Raw genomic sequence first — 26,044 nt, 5'->3', positions numbered from 1 at the left:
AAATCATCAGTCGTCAGATCGCAAGCTCGCATGGTCGCCGGCCCCGCCGGGTCAGGCCTCAATGGCTGGAGCGCGTCATGCCTCGGCTCACATGCTTCTCGGCCCAGTGGGCGAGCCGCACGAAGGGCAGGCCGAGCAGCAGGTAGATGGCCGCCACCAGAATACCGGTGCCGAAATAATCGTAATAGGTGGTGGAGATCTGCTCGTAGGTCTTGGTCAGCTCCACCAGGGAGATCACCGACACCAGGGACGAATCCTTGATGAGGGAGATGAAGTCGTTGGTGGTGGGTGGAAGCACCATGCGCGCGGCCTGGGGAATGATGACATTCCTCAACGCCTGGCGTTCGGTCATGTTCAGCGCTACCGCCGCTTCCATCTGGTGGCGCGGCACGGCCAGCAGGCCGGCGCGGTAGTTTTCCGCCTCATAGGCCGCGTAGTTCAGCCCCAGCGCCAGCACACCGGCCACGAACGGGTCGAGCTGCAGACCGATCTTCGGAAGGCCGTAATAGATGAACAGCACCTGGATCAGCAGCGGCGTGCCGCGCACCACCTCGATATAGATCTGGGCCAGGCGGTCGAGCACGGTGCCGCCATAGACCCGCGCCAGCGCCAGCGCCGCGCCCAGGCCCACCGCCAGGACCATGGAAAGAATGGAGATCTCCATCGTCATCAGCGCCGCCCAGCCGAGCTGCGGCAGGAAGCGGGCATAGCGATCGAGCTGCGCGCGCCAGCCTGAAGGCTGGGTCGCCTCCACGAAGTGCTCGTAGTTCACGGGCTGGGCGATCATGGGCTTGGCGTCGCCCGTCACCTGCGCCATCACCGGCGACCACAGCGCCCAGGAATCCAGTATGGCGTGCAGGCTGCCATCCACCGACATCTGCGACAGCGCGGTGTTGATCTGCGCCAGAAGCTCGGGATGAGCCCCCTTCCTCAGCGCGATGCCGTAGGCGATACGGCCGATGGGCGGGCCGGTGAATTGCAGCTCCCGGTCCGGCTGGGCGTAATAGACGGCGATGGGGAAATCCATCACGGTCGCATCGATGCGCTTTAGCTTCAGGTCCGAATAGGCGTCGATCTCCTCATCATAGGAGCGCACGTCGATGCCGCCAGCCTGTTTGAGCACATATTCCATCTGGCTGGACTTGAGGGTGCCGACGCTCTTGCCCTTGAGGTCCGCGAGCCCGTCCACCGGCATCTCGCCCCTTCGGATCACGATCTGACCGAAGGTTGTATAGTAGGGAATGGAGAAGTCCGCCGCGGCCTGGTGCGCGGCCGTGATCTCAAGCCCGCTCAGGGCGACATCGTAGAGGCCGGCATCGAGACCGGGGATCAGGTTGCTCCAGTCGTTCTGGACGAACACCACGGGCCGGCCGAGATGGCGGCCGATCTCATCCATGATGTCGACCTCGAAGCCGACGGTGCGGCTGGGATCGGCCGGATCCTTGAAGATGTATGGCGCGCCCGAGGTGCCGTCGCCGCCATAGCGCAGCGGCGGGCCGGAGGGCTTGGAGGCGCTCGCCGCCGACGCTGCCGCCGGCGTTTCGGCCCGCGCGGCGGCGCCGAAGGCAAGGGCCCAGAAGCTGAGAAGCAGCGCGGCCCAAAGGCCGGCGAGACGCGAGGAACGGCAATGCGGCGCGGCGGATGGCATGGCGGACCCCAGGCGGGTGCGAAGAGCGAAGGCGAGGCGCATCACAGGAACCGGCGCAGAAACTGGCGCGTGCGCGGGTCCTTGGGGTTCGTGAACATCTCGTCCTCGTCCGAGATTTCGACGATCTCCCCCTTCTCCATGTAGATGATGTAGTCGGAGGCATCGCGGGCGAAGCGCATTTCGTGGGTCACCACGATCTGGGTCATGCCCTCGCGGTCCAGCTCCTTCATCACGTCCAGAACCTCGTCCACGAGGCCGGGATCAAGGGCGGATGTGGGTTCGTCATACAGCATCACCTTGGGCGCCATGGCGAGCGCGCGGGCGATGGCGCCGCGCTGCTGCTGGCCGCCGGAAAGGTCGATGGGATAGTGGTCCAGCCGCTCGCCCAGACCCACCTTCTGCAGCAGGCGCTCGGCATTGGCCTCCGCCTCCGCCTTGGCCGTGCCCTTCACCACTATGGGGGCGAGCATCACGTTTTCCAGCAGCGTCTTGTGCGGAAACAGGTTGAAGCTCTGGAACACCATGCCGACATTCTTGCGCAGCAGATGGGCCGCGTGGGCGAATTCAGCCTCGGCATTGGCGCCGGGTTTCGCTCCCGCCTTCCCGCCGGGCGCGCGCTTCAGCGCCACGCCGCAGATGTCGATCACCCCTGTATCCAGGCTTTCCAGGCCATTCAGGCAGCGCAGCAGGGTCGACTTCCCGCAGCCCGAGGGCCCGATGATGGAGACAAGGTCCCCCTCCTCGATCTGGAAGCTCACGCCCTTGAGGATGTCCACGGGACCGTAGGACTTCCGCACATCCTCGACGCGCACGATGGGCGTTCCGCCCGACCCGGGCCCACCCGCCGGCGCCGCCCCCTGCACCCCCGCGCTTTGCGCTTCCATGATCCTGCCCCCCGGCCGGCCGTGGCGGAAGGCGCCACTTCCATGATCGGCCAGGGGGTACCGGCAAGCGATGACAGCGCCGTGACACGCGGGACGGCGCCCGCGCCCCGTTCAGCGCCCGTCCGCGACCACGCAGCCGGCGGGCATATCCTCCCCGGCCAGCACCGAAGCCACGCAATGGGCGGAGATGAGATTGCCCCGCGCCAGCGCCTCGCGGCTGGAGCCCGCCGCATGGGCGCTCGCCACCACGTCCGGCCGGGCAATGAGCGCGTCGGCCACCGGCCGCAGCGCCGGATCCCCCTCCGCCTCGAACACGTCGAGGCCGGCGCCGCCCAGCCGGCCCGCCCGCAGTGCCTCCAGCAGCGCGGCATCATCCACCAGCCCGCCGCGGGAGGTGTTCACCACCACCGCGCCGGGCTTCATGAGGGCAAAGGTGTCACCATTGAGCAGGTGGCGCGTCGCCGCGGTGAGGGGGGCATGCAGGCTCACCACGTCACTGGCCGCGAGCAATTCCGGCAGGGTCGCGTAGGTGACGGATGTCACGGAAAAATCCGGCCGCGGCGTTTCCACCAGCACCCGCACGTCGAAGCCATGCAGCCGGCGGGCGACCTGCCGGGCGATCCGGCCGAAGCCCACCAGCCCGACCGTCTTGCCATAGAGATCGGCGCCGCTCACCACCCGCCAGTCGCCGGCGGAAAGGCGCTCCTGGCTCTCGCGCAGGCGGCGCAGCACCGCGAGCATCAGCGCCATCGTATGGTCCGCCACCGCGGCGTCATTGGCCCCGGCGGCAATGGTCACCACCCGGCCCAGCTCCTCGGCCGCCGCCGCATCCACCCGCTCATAGCCGACGCCCCGCCGGGCAATGACCTTGAGCTGCGGATGGCGGGCGAGCACCTCGCGCGTCACCGCCCGCATGCCGACGATCCAGCCGCCGGCGCCATCCAGCAGGCGATCCAGCTCCGCATCGGCAATGTCGGTGTCGAGAGCATCGGGGGCGAGGCCCGAACGCACCACCTCAAGCCCTCGCTCGGCGAGATAATGGGCGGCGGTGTCATCGAACAGGCGGGTGGTGACGAGAACCTTGCGCGGAGAGGCCACGATGGGATGTTCCTTCAGGGCGGCTGACGCACCTTCCTCGACCGTTCCGCGGCGCCGATCAAGAGCGGGCAAATAAAAACGGCGGCGCTGGATGCGCCGCCGCAATGTCGTCAATCACCCGAAGCGGGCCGCCTCAGGCCATAGGCGGCCTCACGCCGCCTTGGGGGCCTCCACCACGCCCTCAAGGGACCGGGGGACAGCGGCCTGGGTGTTGATGGGGATGAGCCGGGGCTTCTTGGCTTCGGGAATGTTGCGCACGAGATCCACGTGCAGCAGCCCATTCTCAAGCACGGCGCCCTTCACCTCCACATGGTCCGCAAGCTGGAAACGCCGCTCGAAGGCGCGCGCGGCGATGCCGCGATAGAGCACCTGGGCGTTTTCCTCCTGCTCGCCGGATTTCTTCTCGCCCTTCAGCGTCAGGGTGTTTTCCTTCACCTCGATGCTGAGCTCGGGCTCAGTAAAGCCCGCGACGGCGACGGTGATGCGATAGGCGTTCTCACCGGTGCGCTCAATATTGTAGGGCGGATAGGATTGGGCCGTATCCACGCCACCGACCGAGTCCAGCAGCGAGAACAGACGGTCGAAGCCGACAGTATTGCGATACAGCGGGGAAAGATCAAACGTACGCATGGCATATCCTCCTTCGAAGCGACATGCAGGGCCCGCCGAAGCCGGGCCCGGTTGTGGTGCCGTCATCATGACCGGCACCTTCGCTGATGTGGGAATGCACTTTCAGGCCGTCAAGGCCCCGGCCCACGGGCACGCCCATGAACGCCAGATGAATGAGGCTGCCGCCTCATGTTCAAGAGCGTGATTTATATTGGCTACCTCGAAAGGCGTAACCCTTGGTGCCACCGCGGAGAGGGACGGGCCGGAAATGTGGTGCATCCTCAGGCGGCTGCCGGTGCTGATGCTGATCACCATGGCGGCGGGGCCGGCGCTGCTCCAGCTCCACCCGCCCATGGCGGCGCAGCTGGACCCCATTTTGCTGCCCCTCGCCGTAGCCCAGCCTCCGCTGCCGCAACGCCATGTCTATTCCCATCTCGAGGCGCCTCTTCCGATGGGCCAGCATGGGCTCGACGTGGCGACCGTAATGGCGGCGATGGAGGCGCGCGGCTTCTCTCAGGTCCAGCCGCTGCGCTGGCGCGGGCGCAGCCTGCTGTGCGAGGCCACCAGCCCCCGGCGCGAACGCCTGCGGCTGGTGGTGGACACCGCCACCGGGGAGATTACAGGCTTTGCGGTGCTCGCCCAGGCCCCCGACGACGTGATGCCCGGCCCCTGACGGCTCCGGACCGGATCGTTCCGCGCCTGGAAAGCAGAGGCAAAGTCACGATCTCGGGGTATCATCGCGGCCTTGGTATAATCGGGCCTTCGGTATAACCCTCGCGGAACCGGCGTGCCCGCCGCAGCCTGATCAGAGGCCCGATGGACCTGTTCTCGATTCCGAGCAATCCGACCCCCGAAGGGGCTGTTACCGGCGAGATCACCGCCGCCGATGGGGTGCGCCTGCGCTATGCGCGCTGGATGCCGGACAGCGGACTCAGGGGCACCGTGGCCCTTTTCACCGGCCGGGGCGAGTTCATCGAGAAATACTTCGAGGTGGTGCGGGAGCTCCGGGCCCGGGGCTTCGCCGTCGCCATCCTGGATTGGCGCGGCCAAGGCGGTTCCCAGCGGCTGGTGCGCAACCCGCGCAAGGGCCATGTGCGGCGCTTCGCGGACTACCAGCTCGACCTTGAGGCCTTCGCGCGCGAGGTGCTGCTGCCGGATTGTCCGGCGCCCCATTTCGCCCTCGCCCATTCCATGGGCGGCACCATCCTGCTCCAGTCCACCCTCGCGGGCCGGCGCTGGTTCGACCGCATGGTGCTGGTCGCGCCCATGCTCAAGATCGACGTGATCCCCGCCCCGCGGCTGGTGCGGACGCTGGTGACGGTTCTGGCCTATGCCGGCTTCGCGCGGGCCTTCGTGCCCGGCGGCCGCGCCCGGCCCATCACCGAGGTGCCGTTCGAGCGCAATCCGGTGAATTCCGATCCCGAGCGCTATGCAAGGACCGCGGAGATCGTGCGCGCGGCGCCGCAACTCGGCATCGGAGCGCCCACCAATGGTTGGCTTTACGCCGCCTTTCGCGCCATGGACCAGCTTGCCGATCCCGAACTCGTCCCACAGATCCGCCAGCCGCTGCTGATGGTGGCCGCCGGCGGGGAACGGCTGGTGTCCAACCCGGCCATCGAGCATCTGGCCACCCGCCTCATCGCCGGCGCCCAGGTGGTGGTGCCGGCGGCGAAGCACGAGATCATGATGGAGCGCGATTTCTTCCGCGCCCAGTTCTGGGCGGCCTTCGACGCCTTCATTCCCGGCACGCCAGCGCTCTGATTCCCCGTCCGCTCAGGCGGTCAGAATGGCCAGAGCCTGCTCGTGGACGGCGCGGCTGCCCGCCGCCACCACACGCCCCCCCTTGGCCGGCGAGCCGCCTTCCCAGCTGGTGACGATGCCGCCGGCGCCCTCGATGATGGGGATGAGGGCCACGATGTCGTGATCCTTGAGCTCGGTCTCGATGACCAGATCCACCAGGCCCGCCGCCAGCATGCAATAGACATAGCAGTCGCCGCCATAGCGCGAGAGGCGCACCCGCTCCTCGACCTTGCCGAAGGCGCCGCGGTCGGCCTCATTCATCAGGCGTGGGCTGGTGGTGAACAGCATGGCGTCCTCGATACGCTGGCAATCGCGCACCGCCAGCACCCGCTCACCCGCCGGCCCGCTATAGCGCGCCACCGCGCCATCCCCGAAGAAGCGCTCCTTAATGAAGGGCTGGTGCATCATGCCATAGACCGGATCACCCTCCTTCAGCAGGCCGATCAGCGTGCCCCAGGCGGGCAGGCCGGCGATGAAGGACTTGGTGCCGTCAATGGGGTCGAGCGCCCAGACATAGGGCGCGTCGGTCGCCAGGTTGTCGAACTCCTCGCCGATGATGCCGTGGCTCGGAAAGGTCTCGCGAATCAGCCGGCGCATCACCTGCTCGGCCGCGCGGTCCGCCTCCGTGACGGGGTCGAACGCCTTGCCCCGGCTCTTGTCCTCCACCCCGAGAGAGGTGCGGAAAAAGGGCAGGATCGCCTCCCCCGACACCGTCGCGAGCTTATGGACGAAATCGTCGATGGCGACGGCGGTCATGGCTTCCACACTCCGAACAGGAACACGCCCAGCAAGATGACCTCGCGCAGGCAAAGGACGGCGCGCCGGCGGCGCGCCCGCAATGTCCATGGAGATGCAGCGGAAGAGCAGCCGGATCAAGCCCGCCCGCGCCCCACCACCCTCAATTGCCGCGTTTGCGTCCAGGCGGACAGTCACCAGGAAAGGCAAAATGGCGTGTTTGCATGCACAGCTTGCGGGCGTTTTGGATCAAGGAATGGGCAGGACCGTGAGAAGCGTATGCCAGCAAGGCTTTGAGAGGCCCGTAGCTGCCTAAACTATCCGCGACCGACAATCTTGATGCGGACCGGGAAGACTCACATATTGGTGCAGCGCGGCATTGCCGATTGCGATGCCGCTGCCCTCCTTGGGCGTTTCCTCCCTAGACTTGGGCCGCTCCCCACGGGTCAGCGGCCCCTTTCTTTTTGGGCTCTGTGAGCCATTCCCGGAAACGCCCCCGCTCCCGCGCCGCCATTTTCACCGCAAACGCATGCGCCCGCCGACAGGCAGGCCACGTCCCTGCGATTCGACCACGCTTCAGCTGTGATGACGTTTTCCGGCACGGCCGGCTGCTCACCCGCGGGTCGCGGATGATATAAAAAACTCCAACAAAATCAGTTACATATGGAAAATTACGCAGATGCGACAAACGGGCACTTGATTTTTGGCACTGCACTCGGCTATTTGTGCATTGCGACATGGCGATTGGCGTCGCTCTGTCGCTGCCCTCCTTGGGCGTTTCCTCCCTAGACTTGGGCCGTTCGCCAATGCGGACGGCCCCTTTCTTTTTTGGGCCCGCCTTTGCGGCTGGCCTTCCCCTCGCTTCTGCGATCCGGGGATTTTCCGCCGACCGGCGGTCTTTCCAAAACATCCCACATTCCGGCCGTTCGCCCCTAAGGGGAATGCGAGCGCGCTCAAATGCGGCAATCCGGCCATTTCAGCCCGATTCGCGTGGCCGCCGGAATTCTTCGGTACACCAAAGGTGCGACGAAAGTCGCCCCGGCCACCCGGTCCGGTCAACCAACCGGGTCAAATTCGTATATCTGCCATTCAGAAAACGCAAGGCACCATTTGCAAATTTGCAGAGCCTCGTCACGCGCGCGTCGTGAAGTCAACGGTTTCAAGGGCCAAGCGGGCCCCGGACCTACTCGGCAGCGGCGCGGGGCACATCCAGTGCGGTGAGCACCTGGGTGAAGATGCGGTCCATTGCAACGCGAATGTCCGTCCGGACGCGGTCGAAGCTCGCCCCGCGCTCGTAACGCGCCTCATCCATGTAGAGGGCGCGATTAACCTCGATCTGCACCGCGTGCAGGCCGGCGGAGGGGTTGCCATAATGCTCGGTGATGTAGCCGCCCGCATAGGGCTTGTTGCGCAGCACCCGGTAGCCGGCCCGCGACAGCTCATGCTCCAGCGCCTGGGTGACGACGCAGCCGCAGCTGGTGCCGTAGCGGTCGCCGAGCACGAAGTCCGCCCTCAGGCTCTCGTCGCGGATGGAGGTGGAGGGCATGGAATGGCAGTCCACCAGCACCGCCAGCCCGAACCGCCGCTGCGTCTCCATGATGAGGCGCCGCAGGGTCTGGTGATAGGGCTTGTAGAAGGCCTCGATCCGCTCCAGCCCCTCGGCCACGGTAAGCCGGGCCGGATAGATTTCCTGCGCGTCGCCCACCACGCGGGCGATGGTGCCGAGCCCGCCGGCCACCCGCACCGAGCGCGTGTTGGCATAAGGCGGCAGCCGGCCCTCGAACATGCGCGGGTCGAGCTCATAGGGCTCGCGATTGAGATCGAGGAAGGAGCGCGGAAACAGCGCCCGCATCAGCGGCGCACCCGCGTTCACCACGTCCTCGAATAATTCGTCCACGAAGCTGTCCTCGGAACGGCGCAGTGTGGCAAAGTCCAGCCGTGTCTGCGCCACGAAGCTCGTGGGGTAGATGCGGCCCGAATGGGGGGAGTTGAAGACAAACGGCCCGGCGGCGGCCTCGAGCCCCAGGATCTCAAATGCGGGATCTATGGTTTCGGCGAGGCAGGCAGTCATCGTGCGCCGCAGGACTCCGGAAGGTTTCTAAATGCTTGTTCCGCCTTCATGATGCCCGCCGCGAGGGGGTCTTGTGAAGGGGGCGCGGCACTTTCACTCCGAATTTACCCGTTTGGGCCAGACACTCTCATGGGGTTCCAGCCATGACGGCGGGACTTTCGGCTTACGATTGATCAGGGGAAACGGCGTGTCCAAGATCCTGCTCGCCGAAGACGACAATGACATGCGGCGCTTTCTGGTGAAGGCCCTGCAGAATGCCGGCTATTCGGTGGCTTCCTACGACAACGGCAAATCCGCCTATGAGCGGATGCGCGAGGAGCCGTTCGAGCTCCTCCTCACCGACATCGTGATGCCGGAGATGGACGGTATCGAGCTGGCGCGCCGCGCCACCGAGCTCGATCCCGACCTGAAGGTGATGTTCATCACCGGCTTCGCCGCCGTGGCGCTCAATGCCGACGGCGACACCCCCGCAGAGGCCAAGGTGCTCTCCAAGCCCTTCCATCTGCGGGATCTCGTCAGCGAAGTGGGTAAGATGCTGGCGGCCGCCTGACCTCACCCTTGAGCCTTTCCGCGCGAACCGCGCGAAAATGCTCAAGGATGTCAGGCCATAGGACGATTTTGAGCGGACCTGCACACGCTTCGCTCAAAAACCGAAAACAGCGCCTTGCCTCCGGCTCCATGAGCCGATATAGAGGCGCTTCCTGTCGGTGGGGCGCGTAGCTCAGCGGGAGAGCACTACGTTGACATCGTAGGGGTCACAGGTTCGATCCCTGTCGCGCCCACCATTCCTTCCCGGATGGTTCCCCCACTTTGGACGTCTTGTCCGGGCAAATTGTTGTTCGGACGGTTGGTTTCCGGACGGCTTGGCCGCGCTCCGCCGCCGATGCGCTGGAGGTGACCCGATGACGAGCCCGTCTCAAGCCCCGTCCGCCCTTCCTTCTGATCATCCCGAAATCGCGTTCGGCCGCATCGGCGTGCTTATCGTCAATCTCGGCACGCCCTCGGGCACCGATTATTGGTCCATGCGCCGCTATCTGAAGGAATTCCTCTCGGATCGGCGGGTGATCGAGGTGAACCCGTTGGTCTGGGCCTTCGTGCTCAATGCCATCATCCTCACCACGCGGCCCAAGGCGAAGGGGCGCGACTATGCCAAGATCTGGAACGCCGAGCGCGACGAGGGGCCGCTGCTCACCATCACCCGCGCCCAGGCCGAAAAGCTTGGCGCCATGCTCGCCGAAGGTGATTCGCGCATCATGGTGGATTTCGCCATGCGCTATGGCGAACCGGCCATCGCCGCGCGGCTCGGCGCCCTGCAGCAGGCGGGGTGCGAGCGCATCCTGATTGTGCCGCTCTATCCCCAATACGCCGCCGCCACCACCGCCACCGTGGCCGACAAGGCGTTCGACGCGCTCAAGGCCATGCGCTGGCAGCCGGCGGTGCGCATCGCCCCGCCTTGGCACGACGATCCGGTCTATATCGACGCCCTGGCCGAGGATCTGGAGCGCCACCTGGCGGCGCTCGATTTCGAGCCGCAGGTGATTCTCGCCTCCTTCCACGGCATCCCCAAATCCTACCACCTGAAGGGCGACCCCTATTCCTGCCAGTGCGCCAAGACGGCGCGGCTGCTGCGCGCCCGGCTCGGCATGGGGGAAGAGCGGCTGCGGCTCACCTTCCAGTCGCGATTCGGGCGGGAAGAATGGCTTCAGCCCTATACGGACGCGACCGTGAAAGCCCTCGCCGAGAGCGGCGTGAAGCGGATCGCCGTGTTCAATCCGGGCTTCGTGGCGGACTGCCTGGAGACGCTCGAGGAAATCGGCGTGGAGAATCGCCACATCTTCCTCAGCCATGGGGGCGAGCAATTCGCCGCCATCCCCTGCCTCAATGACAGCCCCGCCGGCATGCGGGTGCTGCAACGGGTGGCGATGCGCGAGCTCGGCGGCTGGGTCCAGGCCTGAAGCCGGCCGCCGCCCGCGCCGCCCTCACACGGGGCGGCGGTCCTCGATGGTCTTGGCATCCGCCGGCAGGGTTCCGGGCGGAACAAGGGCGAGCCGGCCACGCAGCTTGGTAGTGGCGCGCAGGTCGTCCAACAGCATGTCCTGGGAGAGCGCGCTTGCGTCCGCAACCTCGACTTCCAACAGCATGTCGTCGGCATCGCCGATGCGGTCCACCACCAGGCGCGCCTTGGCGACCGCCGGGTGCTTCTTCACCGCCGCGCTCACCTGCACGGGGTGCACGAACATGCCGCGAATCTTCGTCACTTGGTCAGCCCGGCCCATCCACCCCTTCAGCCGCACATTGGTGCGCCCGCAGGGACTGATGCCCGGCAGCACAGCCGAAAGATCACCGGTGGCGAAGCGCACCAGGGGATAATCGGCATCGAACAGGGTGACCACCACCTCGCCCACTTCACCCTCGGCCTCCACCGGATCGCCCGTACCCGGGCGCAGGATCTCCACCAGGCACCCCTCGTCGACGATCATCCCCTCCTCGGCCTCGCTCTCATAGGCGACAAGGCCGAGATCGGCGGTGCCGTAGCATTGGCGGGCGACGATGCCGGCCGCCCTTAGCTCCGCCCGGTGCGGCGGCAGGAAGGCCTCGCCCGTCACCAGCGCCTTCTTGATGGAGGAGATGTCGGTGCCGGTCTCCTGCGCCTTCTCCAGGAGGATTTTCAGGAAGGAGGGCGTGCCGCCATACCCGTCCGGACGGAGGTCGGCGATGGCGCGCAATTGCAGGTCCGTCTGCCCCACGCCGGCCGGCACCACGGCGCAGCCGAGCGCATGGGCGCCGCCCTCGATCATAGAGCCGGCCGGGGTGAGGTGGTAGGAAAAGGAATTGTGCACGATCTCCCCGGCGCGGAAGCCCGCCGCGTGGAGCGCGCGGGCGAAGCGCCAGAAATCCGGGCCGTGCCCTTCCGGATCATAGATGGGCCCCGGCGACATGAAGATGCGCGCCAGCTTGCCCGGCGCCACCGCATTGAGCCCGCCGAAAGGCAGGCTCTTCGGCTGGATTTCCAGCAGGTCCGACTTGCGGGTGACGGGCAATTGGGCGAGCGCCCGCCGGCTGGTCACCGCGCCCGGTTCCACCGCCTTGAACAGCTCCGCGAAATAGGCCGACTTGCCCTTGGCATGGGCCACCTGGGCCGCCAGCGCGGCCATCAGCGCCTGCTCGCGCGCCTCGGGAGCGCGGGTTTCGCTGGCGTCGTAATAGCGGTTCGGATCGGTCATCGCTCGGCCTGTTGAAACGGTTGGAAACGGACGCTGCGGCGGCTGCCCTTACCTCACAGCCAGCGTTTGCGGCGCTTGAAGCTTTTCAGGTTCTTGAAGCTCTTGCGCTCCTCGCCGCCACCCTGGCCCAGGTAGAATTCCTTCACGTCCTCATTGGTCTGCAGCATCTCCGCCGACCCGTCGAGCACGATCTTGCCCTGCTCCATGATGTAGCCGTAGTCCGCGATGGAGAGCGCCACGCGGGCGTTCTGCTCCACCAGCAAGATGGTGACGCCCCATTCCGCATTGAGCCGTTTGATGATGGCGAACACCTCCTTCACCATCAGCGGCGAAAGGCCCATGGAGGGCTCGTCCATCAGGATGAGCTTGGGGCGGGCCATCATGGCGCGGCCGATGGCCAGCATCTGCTGCTCGCCACCGGAGAGATACCCGGCAAGGCCCGTGCGTTCCCTGAGGCGCGGGAAATATTCATAGACGCGCTCGATGTCGCTCTTCACCTCATTGTCGTGCCGGGTGAAGGCGCCGAGGCGCAGATTTTCGAGCACCGTCATGTCGGCGATGATCCGGCGCCCTTCCATGACCTGGAAGATGCCGCGCCGCACGATCTTGTCCGGCTCGATGCCGTTGATCTTCTCGCCCAGGAAGTTCACCTCGCCACGGGTGATCTCCCCATCCTCGGTCTTGAGCAGGCCGGAAATAGCCTTCAGCGTAGTGGACTTGCCGGCGCCGTTGGAGCCCAGAAGCGCCACGATCTGGCCCTGCGGGACCTTCAGCGAAAGGCCACGCAGCACGAGGATGACGTCGTTATAGACCACCTCGATATTGTCGACGGACAAAAGGGGCGCGGCGCCGATATCGGCCACCGGTTCAAGCTTCAATGCGGCCTCGGCCATGACGGTCTCCGGAATCTGTCGATGAGAAGGGAGGGGCGCCGCCCGCAGGCGGCGCCCGCCGGCTCACCAGCCCTGCAGTTCGGCCTTGCGCGGCAGGTCGACGGTGGCGACCTTTTCCAGCTTGATGGTGCCGCTCTTGATGAGGTCCGTCACCGAGGCATCGGTCGGGCCTTTCACCACGGCGCGGTACAGCTCCACGGTGGTGGTGGGACGGTGATCAGTGGCCGACCAGGTGGACGGCACGCACACGCCTTCCATGCCCTTCGGCACCCAATCCTTCTTCTGGTACATGCCGTCGCGGATCTTCACGCCGGTCACGCCGCCATTCTTGTCCGCCCAATCCATGGCTTCCTTCATGTAGAGGGCCGTGCACACGGCGGTGAGGTAGTGCACGGGGCGATAGGTGTTGCCCGACGGATCGGAGATCTTGGAAATCTCCTTCACCGTGGCGAGGCCGGGCGCATCGCCCGCCCAGGTGGTGGCGGTGCGCACCGGGAACACCACGCCATTGGCGGCTTCGCCCGCCGCCTTCATGGCGTTCTCGTCCATGCCCCACACATTGCCGAGGAACTGCACGTCCACGCCCGCCGTCTTGCAGGCCTTCAGCACCGAGATGTTCGAGCCGGCGGTGTTGCCGAGATAGGCGTAATTGGCGCCGGACTGCTTCAGCGTCAGGCACTGGGGCGTGTAGTCACCGGGCGTGAGGGCAAAGGTGATGGGGTCCAGCACCTCGAAGCCCAGCTCCTTGGCATAGGCCTCGGCCGCCGCCTTGGGCGAATTGGGATAGGGGTGGTTGGCACCCATGTGCACCCACTTGGGCTTGCCGGGCTTGCCCTTCGCCTTCCAGTCATCGGCAGCCCACTTCACCATGGCGCGCGCGGCGTCGGAATAAGACGGGCCGTAGAAGAAGTTGAACGGCGCCGAGCGGGTCGAGTGCTCGTTGGCCTTGCCGGTGGGATCGGTGAGGGAGGCAGAATAGGAGCCGGAATAATAGGGGATCTGCTCCTTGGTCACCATGGCCACCAGAGCCTCGGTGTCGGCGGTGCCCCAGCCCTGGATGGCCACCACCTTGTCCGAGCCCACCCACTTCTTGAAGGCGGCGAGCGCGCGCGGCACCTGGTAGCCGTATTCGTTGAAGTCCGAATTGATCTTCTTGCCGTTCACCCCGCCATTGGCGTCGATCCAGGCGATGGTGTCCTGGATGCCCTGGCCATAGGGCTGGCCCACGTCGGAAGTGCCGCCGGAATAGTCGGCGAGATGGCCGATATTGATGCTCTGGGCCATGGCCGGCGCGGCACAGCCGAGCGCCAGTGTCGAGACGAGCGAGAGGGCGGCAACTTTCGTCTTCTTCATTGTGGTCTCCTTGGCGTTTCCCATGAAGCGGCAATTTTCGCCGTCTTTATATTTGTCCCGTCAGAACGAGAACGGATAAAGCTTCCAATACGCCTTGATCTGGCGCCAGCGATGGGCCAGCCCATCGGGTTCGAAGATCAGGAACAGAATGATGGCGGCGCCGATCAGCATCTCACGCAGATAGGTGATGCCGTCCTTCAAGTGCAGCATCTGGTCGATGGCGCTGCCGGAGAGCGCGGAGGCGAGCCAACCCGTGGCTTCCGGCAGCAGCACCATGAAGATGGTACCCATGAGCGAGCCCATGATGGAGCCCAGCCCGCCGATAATGATCATGCCCAGGAACTGGATGGAGAAGAGAATATCCAGCCCTTCCACCGACATGAACCCCACATAGTGGGCATAGAGCGCGCCACCGATACCGGCATAGAAGGAGGAGATGCCGAACGCCATGGTGCGATACTTGGCGAGGTTCACGCCCATCATTTCGGCGGACAGATAATGGTCGCGCACCGCGATCAGCGCCCGCCCATCCCGCGAGCGCATAAGATTGGTGGCACCAAGATACATGATGACCACGAAGAACAGCACCACGTAGAAGTATTTGTCATCACTCGACAGATCGTACCCGAACAGGGTGAACGGCGCGGCCATGGCACCGTGGGTGCCGCCGGTGAACCATTCCGCGCGGACGAAGAAGTCCTGCAGAATGAATTGCGCGGCGAGCGTCGCGATGGCGAGGTAGAGCCCCTTCACCCGGGCCGCCGGCAGGCCGAAGATGAGCCCCACGACCGTGGTCCACATGCCCGCCAGCACGATGGCGAGCGGCACCGGCACGCCCTTGTCCGCCAGATAGGCGGAGGCAAAGCCGCCGAAGCCGAAGAACACGGCGTGGCCGATGGAGATCTGGCCAGAAAAGCCCACCAGAATGTTGAGCCCCAGGGCCGCGATGCCCAGATAGCCGATCTGGATGAACAGGCTCAGAACGTAGCGGGAGAAGAAGAAAGGCGCGAAGCACAGGGCCACGACGGCCGCCACGCAGATGAGCATGGTGAGGCGCGTCTGGAAGATGGTCTGGTCGGCCTTGTAGCTGGTGCGGTAGTCGCCGCACGGACGCATGGTGTCGATGGCCATGGGATCAAACCCTCTCGATGTCGCGGGTGCCGAACAGGCCGTAAGGCTTGATCATGAGAATGATGATGAGGGCATAGAAGGGAATGATCTCGTAGAGATTTCCCCATTTGAGGAACTGGCTGTCCACGTATTGGCCGAGGTTTTCCAAAAGGCCCACGATGAGACCGCCCACCACCGCACCAAAGATGCTGTCGAGGCCGCCCAGGATGACTGCCGGGAACACCTTGATGCCGAAGTAGGACAAGGCCGAGGACACGCCATTCACGATGCCCACCACGACGCCGGCAATGGCCGAGACCGAAGCCGAGATGCCCCAGGAGAGCGCGAACACCTGTCGCACCGAGATGCCCAGGGACTGCGCCACCTGCTGCGAGAAGGCGGTGGCCCGCATGGCAAGCCCCATCTTCGAATACTTAAAGAACCAGGCAAAGCCGGCCATGATCGCGAGGCTCACGCCCGTGGACATAAGATAGGCCGTCTGCACCTGCAGGCCGAGCACATCCACCTTCTCCACCGGGAAGATGGGCGGGAACGGCTGGGCGAAGGTGCCGAACATCCACTTCATCAGCGCCTGGAAGAAGATGGACATGCCGATAGTGACCATGATCACCGAGATGATGGGCTCGCCGATGAGCGGGCGCAGAATAACCATTTGCACCGCCATGCCGAAGGCCATCATGAAGACGACCGCGATGAGGAAACCCCAGAAGAAGGGGATGTTCCAGGCGGTGAGCAGCCACCAGCAGGTCCAGGCGCCGATCAGCAGAAACTCGCCCTGGGCGAAGTTCACCACCTGCGAGGCCTTGTAGATGAGCACGAAGCACATGCCCACCACGCCATAAAGCGTACCGATGATGAGGCCATTGATAATGAGCTGAAGAAGAAGCTGGGATTGCATCAGTTGAACTCCGCAAGAGCCCTCTCCCGCCTGCGGGGGAGGGTTGGGAGGGGGCTGGGCCGGCGCGGCGATGCGTCGGTTGCGGGAACTCTGCGACGGGGGGCGCGAGCGCGTTCAGACGCGGCCATCACGCGGCCCTCCGCGCGCCGGCTCCCGCCGCACCGAGGTCGATCACGTCGAGCTTGGTCTTCACCCGCTGCTTGGTGCCGTCCTGGAAGGTGATGGTTGTGTCCACGTCGATCACGCGGTCGCCCGCATACATGGCGTCGATGATCGTGCCATAGCGCTCATTGATGACGCCGCGGCGCACCTTGCGGGTGCGGGTGAGCTCGCCATCATCCGCATCCAGCTCCTTGTAGAGCAGGAGGAAGCGGCCGATGCGCTGCTTCTCCGCCAGTGTCGCGTTCACCTGCTCCACTTCCTTCCGCAGCAGCGCAATGACTTCCGGCTTCGAGGACAGATCGGTATAAGTCGTGAAGGCGATGCGGTTCTTCTCGGCCCATTTCGAGACGATCGAGAAACGGATGCAGACCAGCGCCGCCAGACTGTCGCGCCCGTCACCCAGCACCACGGCCTCGGCCACGTAAGGCGAGAACTTCAGCTTGTTCTCAATATACTGCGGAGAGAAGCGATCTCCATGGGAGGTCTTTGCCATGTCGCGCACGCGGTCGATGACCACGAGATGGCCCTTGTTGTTGAAGTAACCAGCGTCGCCGGTGCGCATCCAGCCTTGTTCCGCGAAAGATTTTGCGGTTTCCGCCTCGTTGCGGAAATAGCCGGTGAACATGTTTTCGTGACGGGTCACCACTTCGCCAAGCCCATTGGGATCGGGGTCGTCGATACGGATCTCCACGCCCTCGAACGGCACACCGACCGTGTCGAAGTCCACATCGTCCGCATGATGCAAGGTATAGGCGCCCAGGGTCTCAGTCTGTCCATAGAGCTGGCGCATCGGCACGCCCAGCGCCAGGAAGAAGCGGAAAGTATCCGGCCCCAGCGCCGCTCCCCCGGTGGCGGCCGACTTCAGATGCGTGAAGCCCAGGCGATCGCGCAGCGCGCGAAACAGGAGGAAGTCGGCCAGCGGCGAGCGCTTGCCCTCGTCCAGCGCCTTGAGGCCAAGCTTCATGCCGAAATCGAACATGGCGCGCTTGAAGCGCGAGGAATCCATCATGCGCGAGCGCACATCGGCCGCGATCTGTTCCCACACACGCGGAGCGAACAGCACGAAGGAGGGCCCGATCTCGCGCATGTCCGCCATCAGCGTCTCCGGCTCCTCCACGAAGTTCACCTTCATGCGGGAGATGAGCGCCTGGCCGAAAGCGTAGATCTGCTCCATGATCCATGGCATCTGAAGAACACTGACGTATTCGTCCTTCGGCCCGCGTGGATCCATGTCCAAATATGCGCGACAATGCTTCAGGAGCCTGCCGGCGGAGAGCATCGCGAGCTTGGGATGGGACGTGGTGCCGGACGTGGTGCACAAAATGGACACGTCCGACCCCTGCCCCACCGAGACGAACCGCGCGTAGCGGTTGGGATCCTTGGCCGCCACCGCCCGCCCGCGCTCTTCCAGAGCTTTCAGCGAGATCAGGCGGGGGTCATCATATTTGCGGATGCCGCGCGGATCGGAATAGACGATATGGCGCACGGTGGGAATGTTGTCTTCGAGAGACAAAAGCTTGTCCACCTGCTCTTCATCCTCGGCGAACACCACGGCGACGTCCGCATAGGTGACGAGATAGGCCACCTCGTCCGCCAGCGCGTCGCGATAAATGCCGAGGCTCATGCCGCCTAGCGCATGGCTGGCGATCTCGCCCATCAGCCATTCGGGACGGTTGTCGCCCAGCAGGGCCACCACGTCGCCGCGGCGCACGCCCAGGTTCTCAAGGCCGAGAGTGATGGCCTCCACCCGGTCGGCCACCTCTTTCCAGGTGTAGGAAATCCAGATGCCGAGATCTTTCTCCCGGAGCCAGATGTCGTCGGGATGCTTGGCGGCGTTGCGGGCGAGGAGCTTTGGAAAGGTGTCGTGCTGCGTCACGTCGGGCCAATCGTAGGCGCGGCCTTGGGCAGGGCTGTTCACGGCGGTGGTCATGGCGTCTCTCACGCGGACAGAGCGGTGGGAATGGACTCGTCTTCCAGCAGAGGATCTTCCTCGCCGAGATAGGCCTTGCGCACATGGGGATCAGCCAGCACGTCCGCAGGCTCGCCCTCCACCAGCTTCTTGCCGAAATCCAGCACCATCACGCGGTGCGAGATGTCCATCACCACCCCCATGTCGTGCTCGATCATGATGATGGTCATGCCCCATTCCTCGTTGAGATCAACGATGTAGCGGGCCATGTCCTCCTTCTCTTCCAGGTTCATGCCGGCCATGGGCTCATCAAGAAGAATGAGCTTGGGCTCCAGCGCCACGGCGCGCGCCAGCTCCACCCGCTTGCGCAGGCCATAAGAAAGGGTGCCGGCGGTGGCCTTGCGCACATGCTGGATGTCGAGGAAGTCAATCACTTCCTCCACCTTGTGGCGATGCTCCAGCTCTTCCTTCTGCGCGCCGCCGAACCAGTAGAGCGCGCCGGAGAACAGGTTGTTCTTCAGAAGATGGTGGCGCCCCACCATGATGTTGTCCAGCACGCTCATGTGGCTGAACAACGCCAGATTCTGGAAGGTGCGGCCGATGCCGATGGTCGCGCGCCGGTTCGGCTTCAGCCGGGTCACGTCCTTGCCATCGAACACCACGCGGCCGTCGCTTGGGGTATAGCGGCCCGAGATGCAGTTCAGCATGGACGTCTTGCCGGCGCCGTTGGGGCCGATGATGGAGAACAATTCCCCCGGCTTCACATGGAAGCTCACATCGGTCAGGGCCTTGAGGCCGCCGAAGCGCAAGGAGATGTTTTCGACGCTCAGAAGCGCGCGCACGTCCGCAACAGCTTGCGGAACCACCGATGTGGTGCTCAAGCTCGATCCTCCCTATGTGCCGGGAGAATCGGGTCTTTGCGCCCTTTCCCCCGTTATCTTGCGCCCCCGCTTCGCATTTTTGCTCGGCGGCTGGCTCGGCGCAGGTGCCCGATCGTTACGTCAGGCTTGGTGAGAAACAATCAAGCGTTCTTTTTTATTCTGGTCAAGCGGCATTTCATGTCGCAGGATGAACTTGCATCGCTTCGAAGCTCCGCCCAGTCTATCAGGCATGATCGAGGCGGGCTCGCGCATCTGCGTGATCTGTCATTCCCCCGGCCGGGGCGCCCGGCCGCACAATGTTTGAAGGCCATGGCGCGCACCATCGGTTCCAACGGCACCCGCACCGCCGAGGCGATCCGCCAGGCGGGCGTGAAGCTCATCTACAAGCACGGCTACGAGGCCATGAGCCTGCGCCAGCTTGCCGCCGAGGTGGGCCTGCAGTCCGGCTCGCTCTATAAATATTTCGAAAACAAGCAGAATCTCCTGTTCGACATCGTCCGCGAGCACATGGAGGATCTGCTTTCGAAGGCGGAGGCGGACCTTGCCGGCCTCACCGATCCCATGGCCCGGCTGAAAACTTTCGCCGCCTTCCACCTGCGCTACCACATGACGCGCATGGCTCACGTCTTCATCGCCAACATGGAAATTCGCTCCCTCGAGGAGGAGCACCGCGCCGTCATCATCGCCCAGCGCCACCGCTATGAAGGGCTGCTGGAGGAAATCCTCCGCCAGGGCGCCGAGGCCGGCGTATTCCAGGTGAGCGAGCCGAAGGTGGCCACCTACGCCATCATCTCCATGCTCACCGGCATCTGCATGTGGTACCGCCCCGGCGGCCGCCTGTCGCAAGATGATCTGGTCGACATCTATACGGGTCTGGTCGTCGGCGGCGTGAGTGGGGCCGAAGGGACCTTGTCGGCGGCGCCGCAAGCTCTGGCGGCCGCGCCCGTGGAGGCCGGTGATTCGCCCATGCGCAAGCCGCGTGGCAAGGCCAAGCCTTCCGCCAAAGCCGCCGCCAAGCCCATCGGCGAGCCCGCGCCCAGCCAGTGACGCCCGCCCGCCGCATCTGATGGCGGGGCGTGCCTCGGCCAGCAGACGCGGAGCCCGGGAAACGCACGTCCTGGCTTGAGGTCACGGGGTTTTACCAGGCGCATTGACGGGTTCCTGCATGAGGCCCGCCAAAACCTCTTGCACCCCTCGGAAAAAAACGTACGATCGTTTCCAAGCCGACAGTGATCGGCAGGGAGGACACGCCATCTGCGCCGCTCGAAGGCCGGCTCTCAGCCGCGCCGGAAGGGTGCCGTCGCGCGCCGTCCGTCCCTCAACCCGGCAGCGCAGATGCGCCCTGAAGACGAGGCCGCCCATGGCGATCATCGAGGATGCGGTCGACCGCCGCTCCGACGCATTCCGACGCAACAGGCAGACGCTGGAGCAATCCGTCGCCGACTTGCGCGCGAAGGTCGAGCACGTGTCCGAAGGCGGGGGCGAGATTGCCCGCGAACGGCATCTGAAGCGCGGCAAGCTGCTCCCGCGCGACCGCATCCGCACCCTGCTCGACACCGGCTCGCCGTTCCTGGAGCTTTCCCAGCTCGCGGCCTTCGGCATGTATGAGGACGAGGTGCCGGCGGCCGGCATCATCACCGGCATCGGTCGCGTCTCGGGGCGCGAATGCGTCATCGTGGCCAATGATGCCACGGTGAAAGGCGGCACCTATTACCCCATAACGGTCAAGAAGCACCTGCGCGCCCAGACCATCGCCCGGGAAAACCACCTGCCCTGCATCTATCTGGTGGATTCCGGCGGCGCCAACCTGCCGAACCAGGACGATGTCTTTCCCGATCGCGAACATTTCGGCCGTATCTTCTTCAATCAGGCCAACATGTCAGCGGAGGGCATCGCCCAGATCGCGGTGGTGATGGGCTCCTGCACCGCGGGCGGCGCCTATGTGCCGGCCATGGCCGACCAGTCCATCATGGTGAAGAACCAGGCCACCATCTTCCTGGGCGGCCCGCCTCTGGTGAAGGCCGCCACCGGGGAGGTGGTCACCGCCGAGGAACTGGGCGGCGCGGACGTGCACACCCGCACCTCGGGCGTGGCCGACCACATGGCGGAGAATGACGCCCACGCTCTCGGCATCGCCCGCTCCATCGTGGCGGACCTCAACCGCACCAAGGCCCACAGCCTCGACATTCGCGAGCCGCGCGCGCCCCTTTACGATCCCAAGGAGATCTACGGCATCGTTTCGGCCGACCCCAAGCAGCCGTTCGATGTGCGCCAGATCATTGCCCGCATCGTGGACGGGTCCGAGTTCGACGAGTTCAAGCCGCTTTACGGGCAGACGCTGGTCACCGGCTTTGCCCACGTCTTCGGCTATCCGGTGGGCATCATCGCCAATAACGGAATTCTCTTCTCGGAAAGCGCACTGAAGGGCGCGCATTTCGTGGAATTGTGCGCGCAGCGCAATATTCCCCTGGTATTCCTGCAGAACATCACCGGCTTCATGGTGGGCCGGAAATATGAGAGCGGCGGCATCGCCAAGGATGGTGCCAAGTTCGTCACCGCCGTGTCCTGCGCCAATGTGCCGAAATTCACGGTGGTCATCGGCAATTCCTTCGGCGCCGGCAATTACGGCATGTGCGGGCGCGCCTTCGACCCGCGCTTTCTGTGGATGTGGCCCAATGCCCGCATCTCGGTGATGGGCGGCGAGCAGGCGGCCAACGTGCTGGCCCAGGTGAAGCGCGACGGCATCGAGGCGCGCGGCGGCGCCTGGTCGGGCGAGGAGGAAGAGGCGTTCAAGGCCCCCATCCGCGCCCAATATGAGCGCCAGGGGCATCCCTATTACTCCTCCGCCCGCCTGTGGGACGACGGTGTGATCGACCCCGCCGACACCCGCATGGTGCTGGCGCTGGCCTTGTCCGCGGCCCTCAACGCCCCCGAGCAGGAGACGCGCTTCGGCGTGTTCCGCATGTGATGGCGCTTTGGACCCGCGGACCGTGCTCCATTTCCATGAGGATCCCATGAGTCTCCTCACCACCACGCAGGACGGCGTGCGCGTCCTCACCCTCAACCGGCCGGAGGTGCGCAATGCCTTCGACGATGCCCTCATCGCCGCCCTCACGGGCGCCTATGAGGAGGCCATCGCCGATCCGGCCGTGTGGGCCATTCTGCTGAAGGCGGAAGGCAAGAGCTTCTGCGCCGGCGGCGACCTCAACTGGATGCGCCGCATGGCCTCCTACTCCCACGGGGAGAATCTGGAGGATGCGAAGAAGCTCGCCGCGCTCATGCGCACCATCGACCTCTGCCCCAAGCCCACTTTGGCGCGGGTGCACGCTTCCGCCTTCGCCGGAGCCACCGGCCTCATCGCGGCGAGCGACATCGTGGTGGCGGTGCCGGAGGCGGAATTCGCGGTCACGGAAGTGCGCATTGGCCTCATCCCGGCGGTCATCAGCCCTTATCTGGTTCGGGCCATGGGCGCGCGGCAGGCGCGGCGCTATTTCCTCACGGCCGAGCGCTTCTCCGCCACCACCGCACTAGCCTTGGGGCTGGTGCACGAAGTGGTGCCGGCCGAAGATCTCGATGCCGCCATCGCCCGCCACCTTTCGGCGCTGAAGGCCGCAAGCCCCGCCGCGCTCGGCGCCACCAAGGACCTGATCCGCGCCGTGGACCGCCCCGTGGACGACGAAGTGGTGGCCGACACCGCCCGCCGCATCGCCGACATCCGCGCCAGCGCCGACGGCAAGGAAGGCGTCTCGGCCTTCCTTGAAAAGAGAAAAGCACTGTGGGATCAGACCCATAACAGGAACGGGGAAACCTCATGAGCCGGCCGATCCGCACCCTGCTCGTCGCCAACCGGGGCGAGATCGCGGTCCGCGTCATGCGCACCGCCAAGGCCTTGGGGCTGAACACCGTGGCCGTCTATTCCCAGGCCGATGCCGACGCCCTCCATGTGGCGGTGGCGGACGAGGCCTATCCCATCGGCCCCGCCCCGGCGCGGGAAAGCTATCTGCGCATCGAGGCCATTCTGGATGCGGCCCGCAAGAGCGGCGCCGATGCCATCCATCCCGGCTATGGCTTTTTGTCCGAGAATGCGGAATTCGCGGACGCCTGCGAGAAAGCCGGCATCGTGTTCGTGGGGCCGCCAGCCTCCGCCATTCGCGCCATGGGCTCCAAGAGCGCGGCCAAGGCGCTCATGGAAAAAGCCGGCGTGCCGCTAGTGCCCGGCTATCATGGCGAGGACCAGGACCCCGCTTTGCTCGCCCGCGAAGCGGATCGCATCGGCTTTCCCGTGCTCATCAAGGCGTCCGCCGGCGGCGGCGGCAAGGGCATGAAGGTGGTGCGCGCGGCGGACGAGTTCCCCGAAGCCCTCGCCTCGGCAAAGCGCGAGGCCAAGAGCGCCTTCGGTGATGACCGGGTTCTGGTGGAAAAATACCTCACCACTCCGCGCCACATCGAGGTGCAGGTGTTCGCTGACACCCATGGCAATGCCGTTTACCTGCATGAGCGCGACTGCTCCATCCAGCGCCGCCACCAGAAGGTGGTGGAGGAAGCCCCCGCCCCCGGCATGACGCCCGAGCGCCGCTTGGCCATGGGCCTTGCGGCGGTGGATGCGGCCAAGGCGGTAGGCTATGTGGGCGCCGGCACGGTGGAATTCATCGCCGAGGGCGACGCCTTTTATTTCATGGAGATGAATACCCGCCTGCAGGTGGAGCATCCGGTCACCGAGGCCATCACCGGCCAGGATCTGGTGGAGTGGCAGCTGCGGGTGGCCGAGGGCGCGCCCCTCCCCCTCTCTCAGAATGAGATCCCGCTGAAGGGCCACGCCATCGAGGTGCGCCTTTATGCGGAGGATCCGGCGCGGGATTTCCTGCCCCAGGTCGGCACCCTCGACCATCTGGTGCTGCCGGCCCATGTGCCGGGCACACGGGTCGATACCGGGGTGCGGGCGGGCGACACCGTATCCATCCATTACGATCCCATGATCGCGAAAATCATCGTGGCCGGTGCGGATCGCTCCGAGGCGGTGGGCCGGCTCCAGGCGGCGCTGGCGGCGACCGAGGTGGTGGGCCTGGCCACCAACCGGGTGTTCCTGAAGGCCATCGCCGCCCATCCCGCCTTCGCGGCCGCGGAGCTGGACACCAACTTCATCGCCCGCCATCAGGGCGACCTTCTCCCCGCCCCCCAGCCCGCGAGCGACGCGGTGCTGGCCCTGGCCACCCTCGCCATCCTGAAGGAGGAGGCGCGCCAGTCGGCGGAGGCAGTGGACGCGGCCGATCCCTGGTCGCCGTGGGGCCGCGCGCCGGGCTGGCGACTCAATCGCGACGCCCATGTGGACCTCACCTTCCAGGACCCGCATCTGGAGGGCCGCACGGTGGTGCGCGCCCACTTCAAGGCCCATGGCTTCGCCCTGGACCTGCCCGGCGGCCACATGATGGTCGAGGGCGATGCCGACGCCGATGGGCGCCTCGAGGCGCGGCTCGACGGGGTGAAGCTTTCCGCCCGGGTAATCCGCACCGGCAACCTGCTCACCGTGTTCGCACGCGGCGGGGAATTCCAGGTGGAATTCATCGATCCGCGCCTTGCCTCCCTCGCCGCCACCGGCACTGCCGGCCGGCTGGTGGCGCCCATGCCAGGCACCATCATCCGCATCGCGGTGGAAGCCGGCCAGGAGGTGGCCAAGGGCGCGCCGCTGGTGGTGGTCGAGGCCATGAAGATGGAGCACACCGTCGCCGCCCCGCGCGACGGGCGCATCAAGGCCCTCAACTTCGCCGTGGGCGACCTGGTGGATGAGGGCGCCGAGCTGCTCGTGCTGGAGGACGCATGATGGCCCGCTCCTCATCCGTCCGCATCGTCGAGATGGGCCCGCGCGACGGGCTCCAGAACGAACCCGGAGTGGTGCCCCTCGAGGCCAAGGTGGCGCTCATCGACGCCTTGGCCGATGCGGGGCTCAAGGCCATTGAGGTCGGCTCGTTCGTCTCGCCCAAATGGGTGCCGCAAATGGCCGACACGGCCGATGTGCTCGCCCGCATCACACGGCGCGAGGGCCTGCGCTATCCGGTGCTCACGCCCAATCTGAAGGGGCTGGAGCTGGCGCTCGCGGCGGGCGTGGACGAGGTGGCGGTGTTCGCCGCCGCCTCAGAGGCGTTCAGCCAAAAGAACATCAATTGCTCCATCGCCGAGAGCCTGGCCCGCTTCGCCCCGGTGCTGGACCTGGCGCGGGCGCGCGGCGTCGCGGTGCGGGGCTATGTCAGCTGCGTGCTCGGCTGCCCCTATCAGGGCGAGGTGCCGGTGGCCAAGGTGGTGGAGGTGGCGGAAGCCCTCATGGCCATGGGCTGCTACGAGGTCTCCCTCGGCGACACCATCGGCGTGGGCACCCCAGACCGGGCCAAGGCCATGGCCAAGGCGGTGGCGGACCATATCGGCGTCACCCGCACGGCACTGCATTTTCACGACACCTATGGGCAGGCGCTGGCCAATGTGCTCGCCTGCCTCGATCTCGGCATCGCGACGGTGGATGCCTCGGTCGCAGGCCTCGGCGGCTGCCCCTATGCCAAGGGTGCGTCCGGCAACCTCGCCACCGAGGATCTGGTCTACATGCTGGATGGCCTGGGCGTGGAGACCGGGGTGGATCTCGACCGCCTCGCCGCCGCCGGGCGGGCCATCACCGCCGCGCTGGGGCGGGCCCCCACCTCCCGCGTGGCCCAGGCCCTGGCCGCCAAGCTGCCCGCCGCCGGAAGCTGACGGCGGGCCGAGG

At 65.7% G+C, this 26,044-nt stretch carries 22 protein-coding genes and 1 tRNA gene; 10 read left to right on the top strand and 13 right to left on the bottom strand.

Going from position 1 to position 26,044, the window contains the following annotated elements; all coding sequences use genetic code 11:
* Nucleotides 1-58: 58 nt before the first annotated feature.
* From L0966_RS17895 to L0966_RS17880, 4 genes are all read right to left on the bottom strand, one after another.
* Nucleotides 59-1,648, bottom strand: a complete 1,590-nt coding sequence (locus L0966_RS17895) for an ABC transporter substrate-binding protein/permease (RefSeq protein WP_234053332.1) — start codon at nucleotides 1,646-1,648, stop codon at nucleotides 59-61.
* A 41-nt stretch (nucleotides 1,649-1,689) separates the two neighbouring features.
* Entirely contained in the window at nucleotides 1,690-2,532 is an 843-nt protein-coding gene (locus tag L0966_RS17890) for an amino acid ABC transporter ATP-binding protein (protein WP_255684124.1), read from the bottom strand.
* 111 nt (nucleotides 2,533-2,643) lie between these two features.
* Complete coding sequence (locus L0966_RS17885; protein WP_234053331.1) at nucleotides 2,644-3,630, bottom strand: phosphoglycerate dehydrogenase; 987 nt, start codon at nucleotides 3,628-3,630, stop codon at nucleotides 2,644-2,646.
* Between the two features lie 150 nt (nucleotides 3,631-3,780).
* Nucleotides 3,781-4,260, bottom strand: a complete 480-nt coding sequence (locus tag L0966_RS17880) for an Hsp20 family protein (RefSeq protein ID WP_234053330.1) — start codon at nucleotides 4,258-4,260, stop codon at nucleotides 3,781-3,783.
* A gap of 247 nt (nucleotides 4,261-4,507) precedes the next feature.
* Here L0966_RS17880 and L0966_RS17875 point away from each other — a divergent pair, with 247 nt between their 5' ends.
* A complete protein-coding gene (locus L0966_RS17875) occupies nucleotides 4,508-4,912 on the top strand; it encodes a hypothetical protein (RefSeq protein WP_234053329.1) in 405 nt (134 codons plus the stop codon).
* Between the two features lie 143 nt (nucleotides 4,913-5,055).
* The gene (locus L0966_RS17870; protein WP_234053328.1) at nucleotides 5,056-6,000 is read left to right on the top strand and encodes an alpha/beta fold hydrolase; all 945 of its coding nucleotides are present in this window, start codon (nucleotides 5,056-5,058) and stop codon (nucleotides 5,998-6,000) included.
* A gap of 12 nt (nucleotides 6,001-6,012) precedes the next feature.
* On the opposite strand, the gene hisN is transcribed toward L0966_RS17870, so the two are convergent.
* Nucleotides 6,013-6,795 carry a histidinol-phosphatase gene (hisN, locus tag L0966_RS17865; RefSeq protein WP_234053327.1) on the bottom strand — a complete coding sequence of 261 codons (783 nt, stop codon included), beginning with the start codon at nucleotides 6,793-6,795 and terminating at the stop codon, nucleotides 6,013-6,015.
* 1,162 nt (nucleotides 6,796-7,957) lie between these two features.
* Nucleotides 7,958-8,845: an N-formylglutamate amidohydrolase gene (locus tag L0966_RS17860; protein ID WP_234053326.1), complete on the bottom strand. Its 888-nt coding sequence runs from the start codon at nucleotides 8,843-8,845 to the stop codon at nucleotides 7,958-7,960.
* Between the two features lie 187 nt (nucleotides 8,846-9,032).
* Here L0966_RS17860 and cpdR point away from each other — a divergent pair, with 187 nt between their 5' ends.
* The 3 genes from cpdR (at nucleotide 9,033) to hemH (ending at nucleotide 10,800) form a co-directional block, all read left to right on the top strand.
* Nucleotides 9,033-9,395, top strand: coding sequence for a cell cycle two-component system response regulator CpdR (cpdR, locus tag L0966_RS17855; RefSeq protein WP_370640772.1), 363 nt, complete (start codon nucleotides 9,033-9,035; stop codon nucleotides 9,393-9,395).
* Between the two features lie 160 nt (nucleotides 9,396-9,555).
* Nucleotides 9,556-9,630: transfer RNA gene (locus L0966_RS17850), tRNA-Val, on the top strand.
* Between the two features lie 117 nt (nucleotides 9,631-9,747).
* Entirely contained in the window at nucleotides 9,748-10,800 is a 1,053-nt protein-coding gene (gene hemH, locus L0966_RS17845; RefSeq protein ID WP_234053325.1) for a ferrochelatase, read from the top strand.
* 24 nt (nucleotides 10,801-10,824) lie between these two features.
* Here the strand turns inward: hemH and L0966_RS17840 are convergent, their stop codons facing one another.
* From L0966_RS17840 to L0966_RS17810, 7 genes are all read right to left on the bottom strand, one after another.
* The gene (locus tag L0966_RS17840; RefSeq protein WP_234053324.1) at nucleotides 10,825-12,069 is read right to left on the bottom strand and encodes a phenylacetate--CoA ligase family protein; all 1,245 of its coding nucleotides are present in this window, start codon (nucleotides 12,067-12,069) and stop codon (nucleotides 10,825-10,827) included.
* Between the two features lie 53 nt (nucleotides 12,070-12,122).
* Nucleotides 12,123-12,962: an ABC transporter ATP-binding protein gene (locus L0966_RS17835; protein ID WP_234053323.1), complete on the bottom strand. Its 840-nt coding sequence runs from the start codon at nucleotides 12,960-12,962 to the stop codon at nucleotides 12,123-12,125.
* A 63-nt stretch (nucleotides 12,963-13,025) separates the two neighbouring features.
* Nucleotides 13,026-14,315: an ABC transporter substrate-binding protein gene (locus tag L0966_RS17830; protein WP_370640771.1), complete on the bottom strand. Its 1,290-nt coding sequence runs from the start codon at nucleotides 14,313-14,315 to the stop codon at nucleotides 13,026-13,028.
* A 60-nt stretch (nucleotides 14,316-14,375) separates the two neighbouring features.
* Nucleotides 14,376-15,446, bottom strand: a complete 1,071-nt coding sequence (locus L0966_RS17825; RefSeq protein WP_234053322.1) for a branched-chain amino acid ABC transporter permease — start codon at nucleotides 15,444-15,446, stop codon at nucleotides 14,376-14,378.
* 4 nt (nucleotides 15,447-15,450) lie between these two features.
* Nucleotides 15,451-16,344 (bottom strand): branched-chain amino acid ABC transporter permease, encoded by an 894-nt coding sequence (locus L0966_RS17820; protein ID WP_234053321.1) that lies wholly within the window; start codon nucleotides 16,342-16,344, stop codon nucleotides 15,451-15,453.
* A 127-nt stretch (nucleotides 16,345-16,471) separates the two neighbouring features.
* Nucleotides 16,472-18,436 carry a long-chain fatty acid--CoA ligase gene (locus L0966_RS17815; protein WP_234053320.1) on the bottom strand — a complete coding sequence of 655 codons (1,965 nt, stop codon included), beginning with the start codon at nucleotides 18,434-18,436 and terminating at the stop codon, nucleotides 16,472-16,474.
* Nucleotides 18,437-18,444: 8 nt separating this feature from the next.
* Nucleotides 18,445-19,257 (bottom strand): ABC transporter ATP-binding protein, encoded by an 813-nt coding sequence (locus tag L0966_RS17810; protein ID WP_370640778.1) that lies wholly within the window; start codon nucleotides 19,255-19,257, stop codon nucleotides 18,445-18,447.
* A 348-nt stretch (nucleotides 19,258-19,605) separates the two neighbouring features.
* Here L0966_RS17810 and L0966_RS17805 point away from each other — a divergent pair, with 348 nt between their 5' ends.
* The 5 genes from L0966_RS17805 (at nucleotide 19,606) to L0966_RS17785 (ending at nucleotide 26,031) form a co-directional block, all read left to right on the top strand.
* On the top strand, nucleotides 19,606-20,343 hold the full coding sequence (locus L0966_RS17805; protein ID WP_234053319.1) for a TetR/AcrR family transcriptional regulator: 738 nt from the start codon (nucleotides 19,606-19,608) through the stop codon (nucleotides 20,341-20,343).
* A 313-nt stretch (nucleotides 20,344-20,656) separates the two neighbouring features.
* The gene (locus L0966_RS17800) at nucleotides 20,657-22,264 is read left to right on the top strand and encodes a carboxyl transferase domain-containing protein (protein WP_234053318.1); all 1,608 of its coding nucleotides are present in this window, start codon (nucleotides 20,657-20,659) and stop codon (nucleotides 22,262-22,264) included.
* Nucleotides 22,265-22,310: 46 nt separating this feature from the next.
* The gene (locus L0966_RS17795; protein ID WP_234053317.1) at nucleotides 22,311-23,111 is read left to right on the top strand and encodes an enoyl-CoA hydratase/isomerase family protein; all 801 of its coding nucleotides are present in this window, start codon (nucleotides 22,311-22,313) and stop codon (nucleotides 23,109-23,111) included.
* Nucleotides 23,108-25,114: an acetyl/propionyl/methylcrotonyl-CoA carboxylase subunit alpha gene (locus tag L0966_RS17790; protein WP_234053316.1), complete on the top strand. Its 2,007-nt coding sequence runs from the start codon at nucleotides 23,108-23,110 to the stop codon at nucleotides 25,112-25,114. Before L0966_RS17795 ends, L0966_RS17790 begins: the two co-directional genes overlap by 4 nt.
* Nucleotides 25,114-26,031 (top strand): hydroxymethylglutaryl-CoA lyase, encoded by a 918-nt coding sequence (locus L0966_RS17785; protein ID WP_234053459.1) that lies wholly within the window; start codon nucleotides 25,114-25,116, stop codon nucleotides 26,029-26,031. The genes L0966_RS17790 and L0966_RS17785 overlap by 1 nt, the downstream gene beginning before the upstream one ends.
* Nucleotides 26,032-26,044 lie beyond the last annotated feature (13 nt).

The sequence above is a fragment of the Xanthobacter sp. NM-59 genome (assembly GCF_021401125.1).
Classification (GTDB): Bacteria; Pseudomonadota; Alphaproteobacteria; order Rhizobiales; family Xanthobacteraceae; genus Xanthobacter.
Note: the sequence above shows the minus strand (reverse complement) of the source record. Positions and strands in the feature narration are given on the sequence as shown.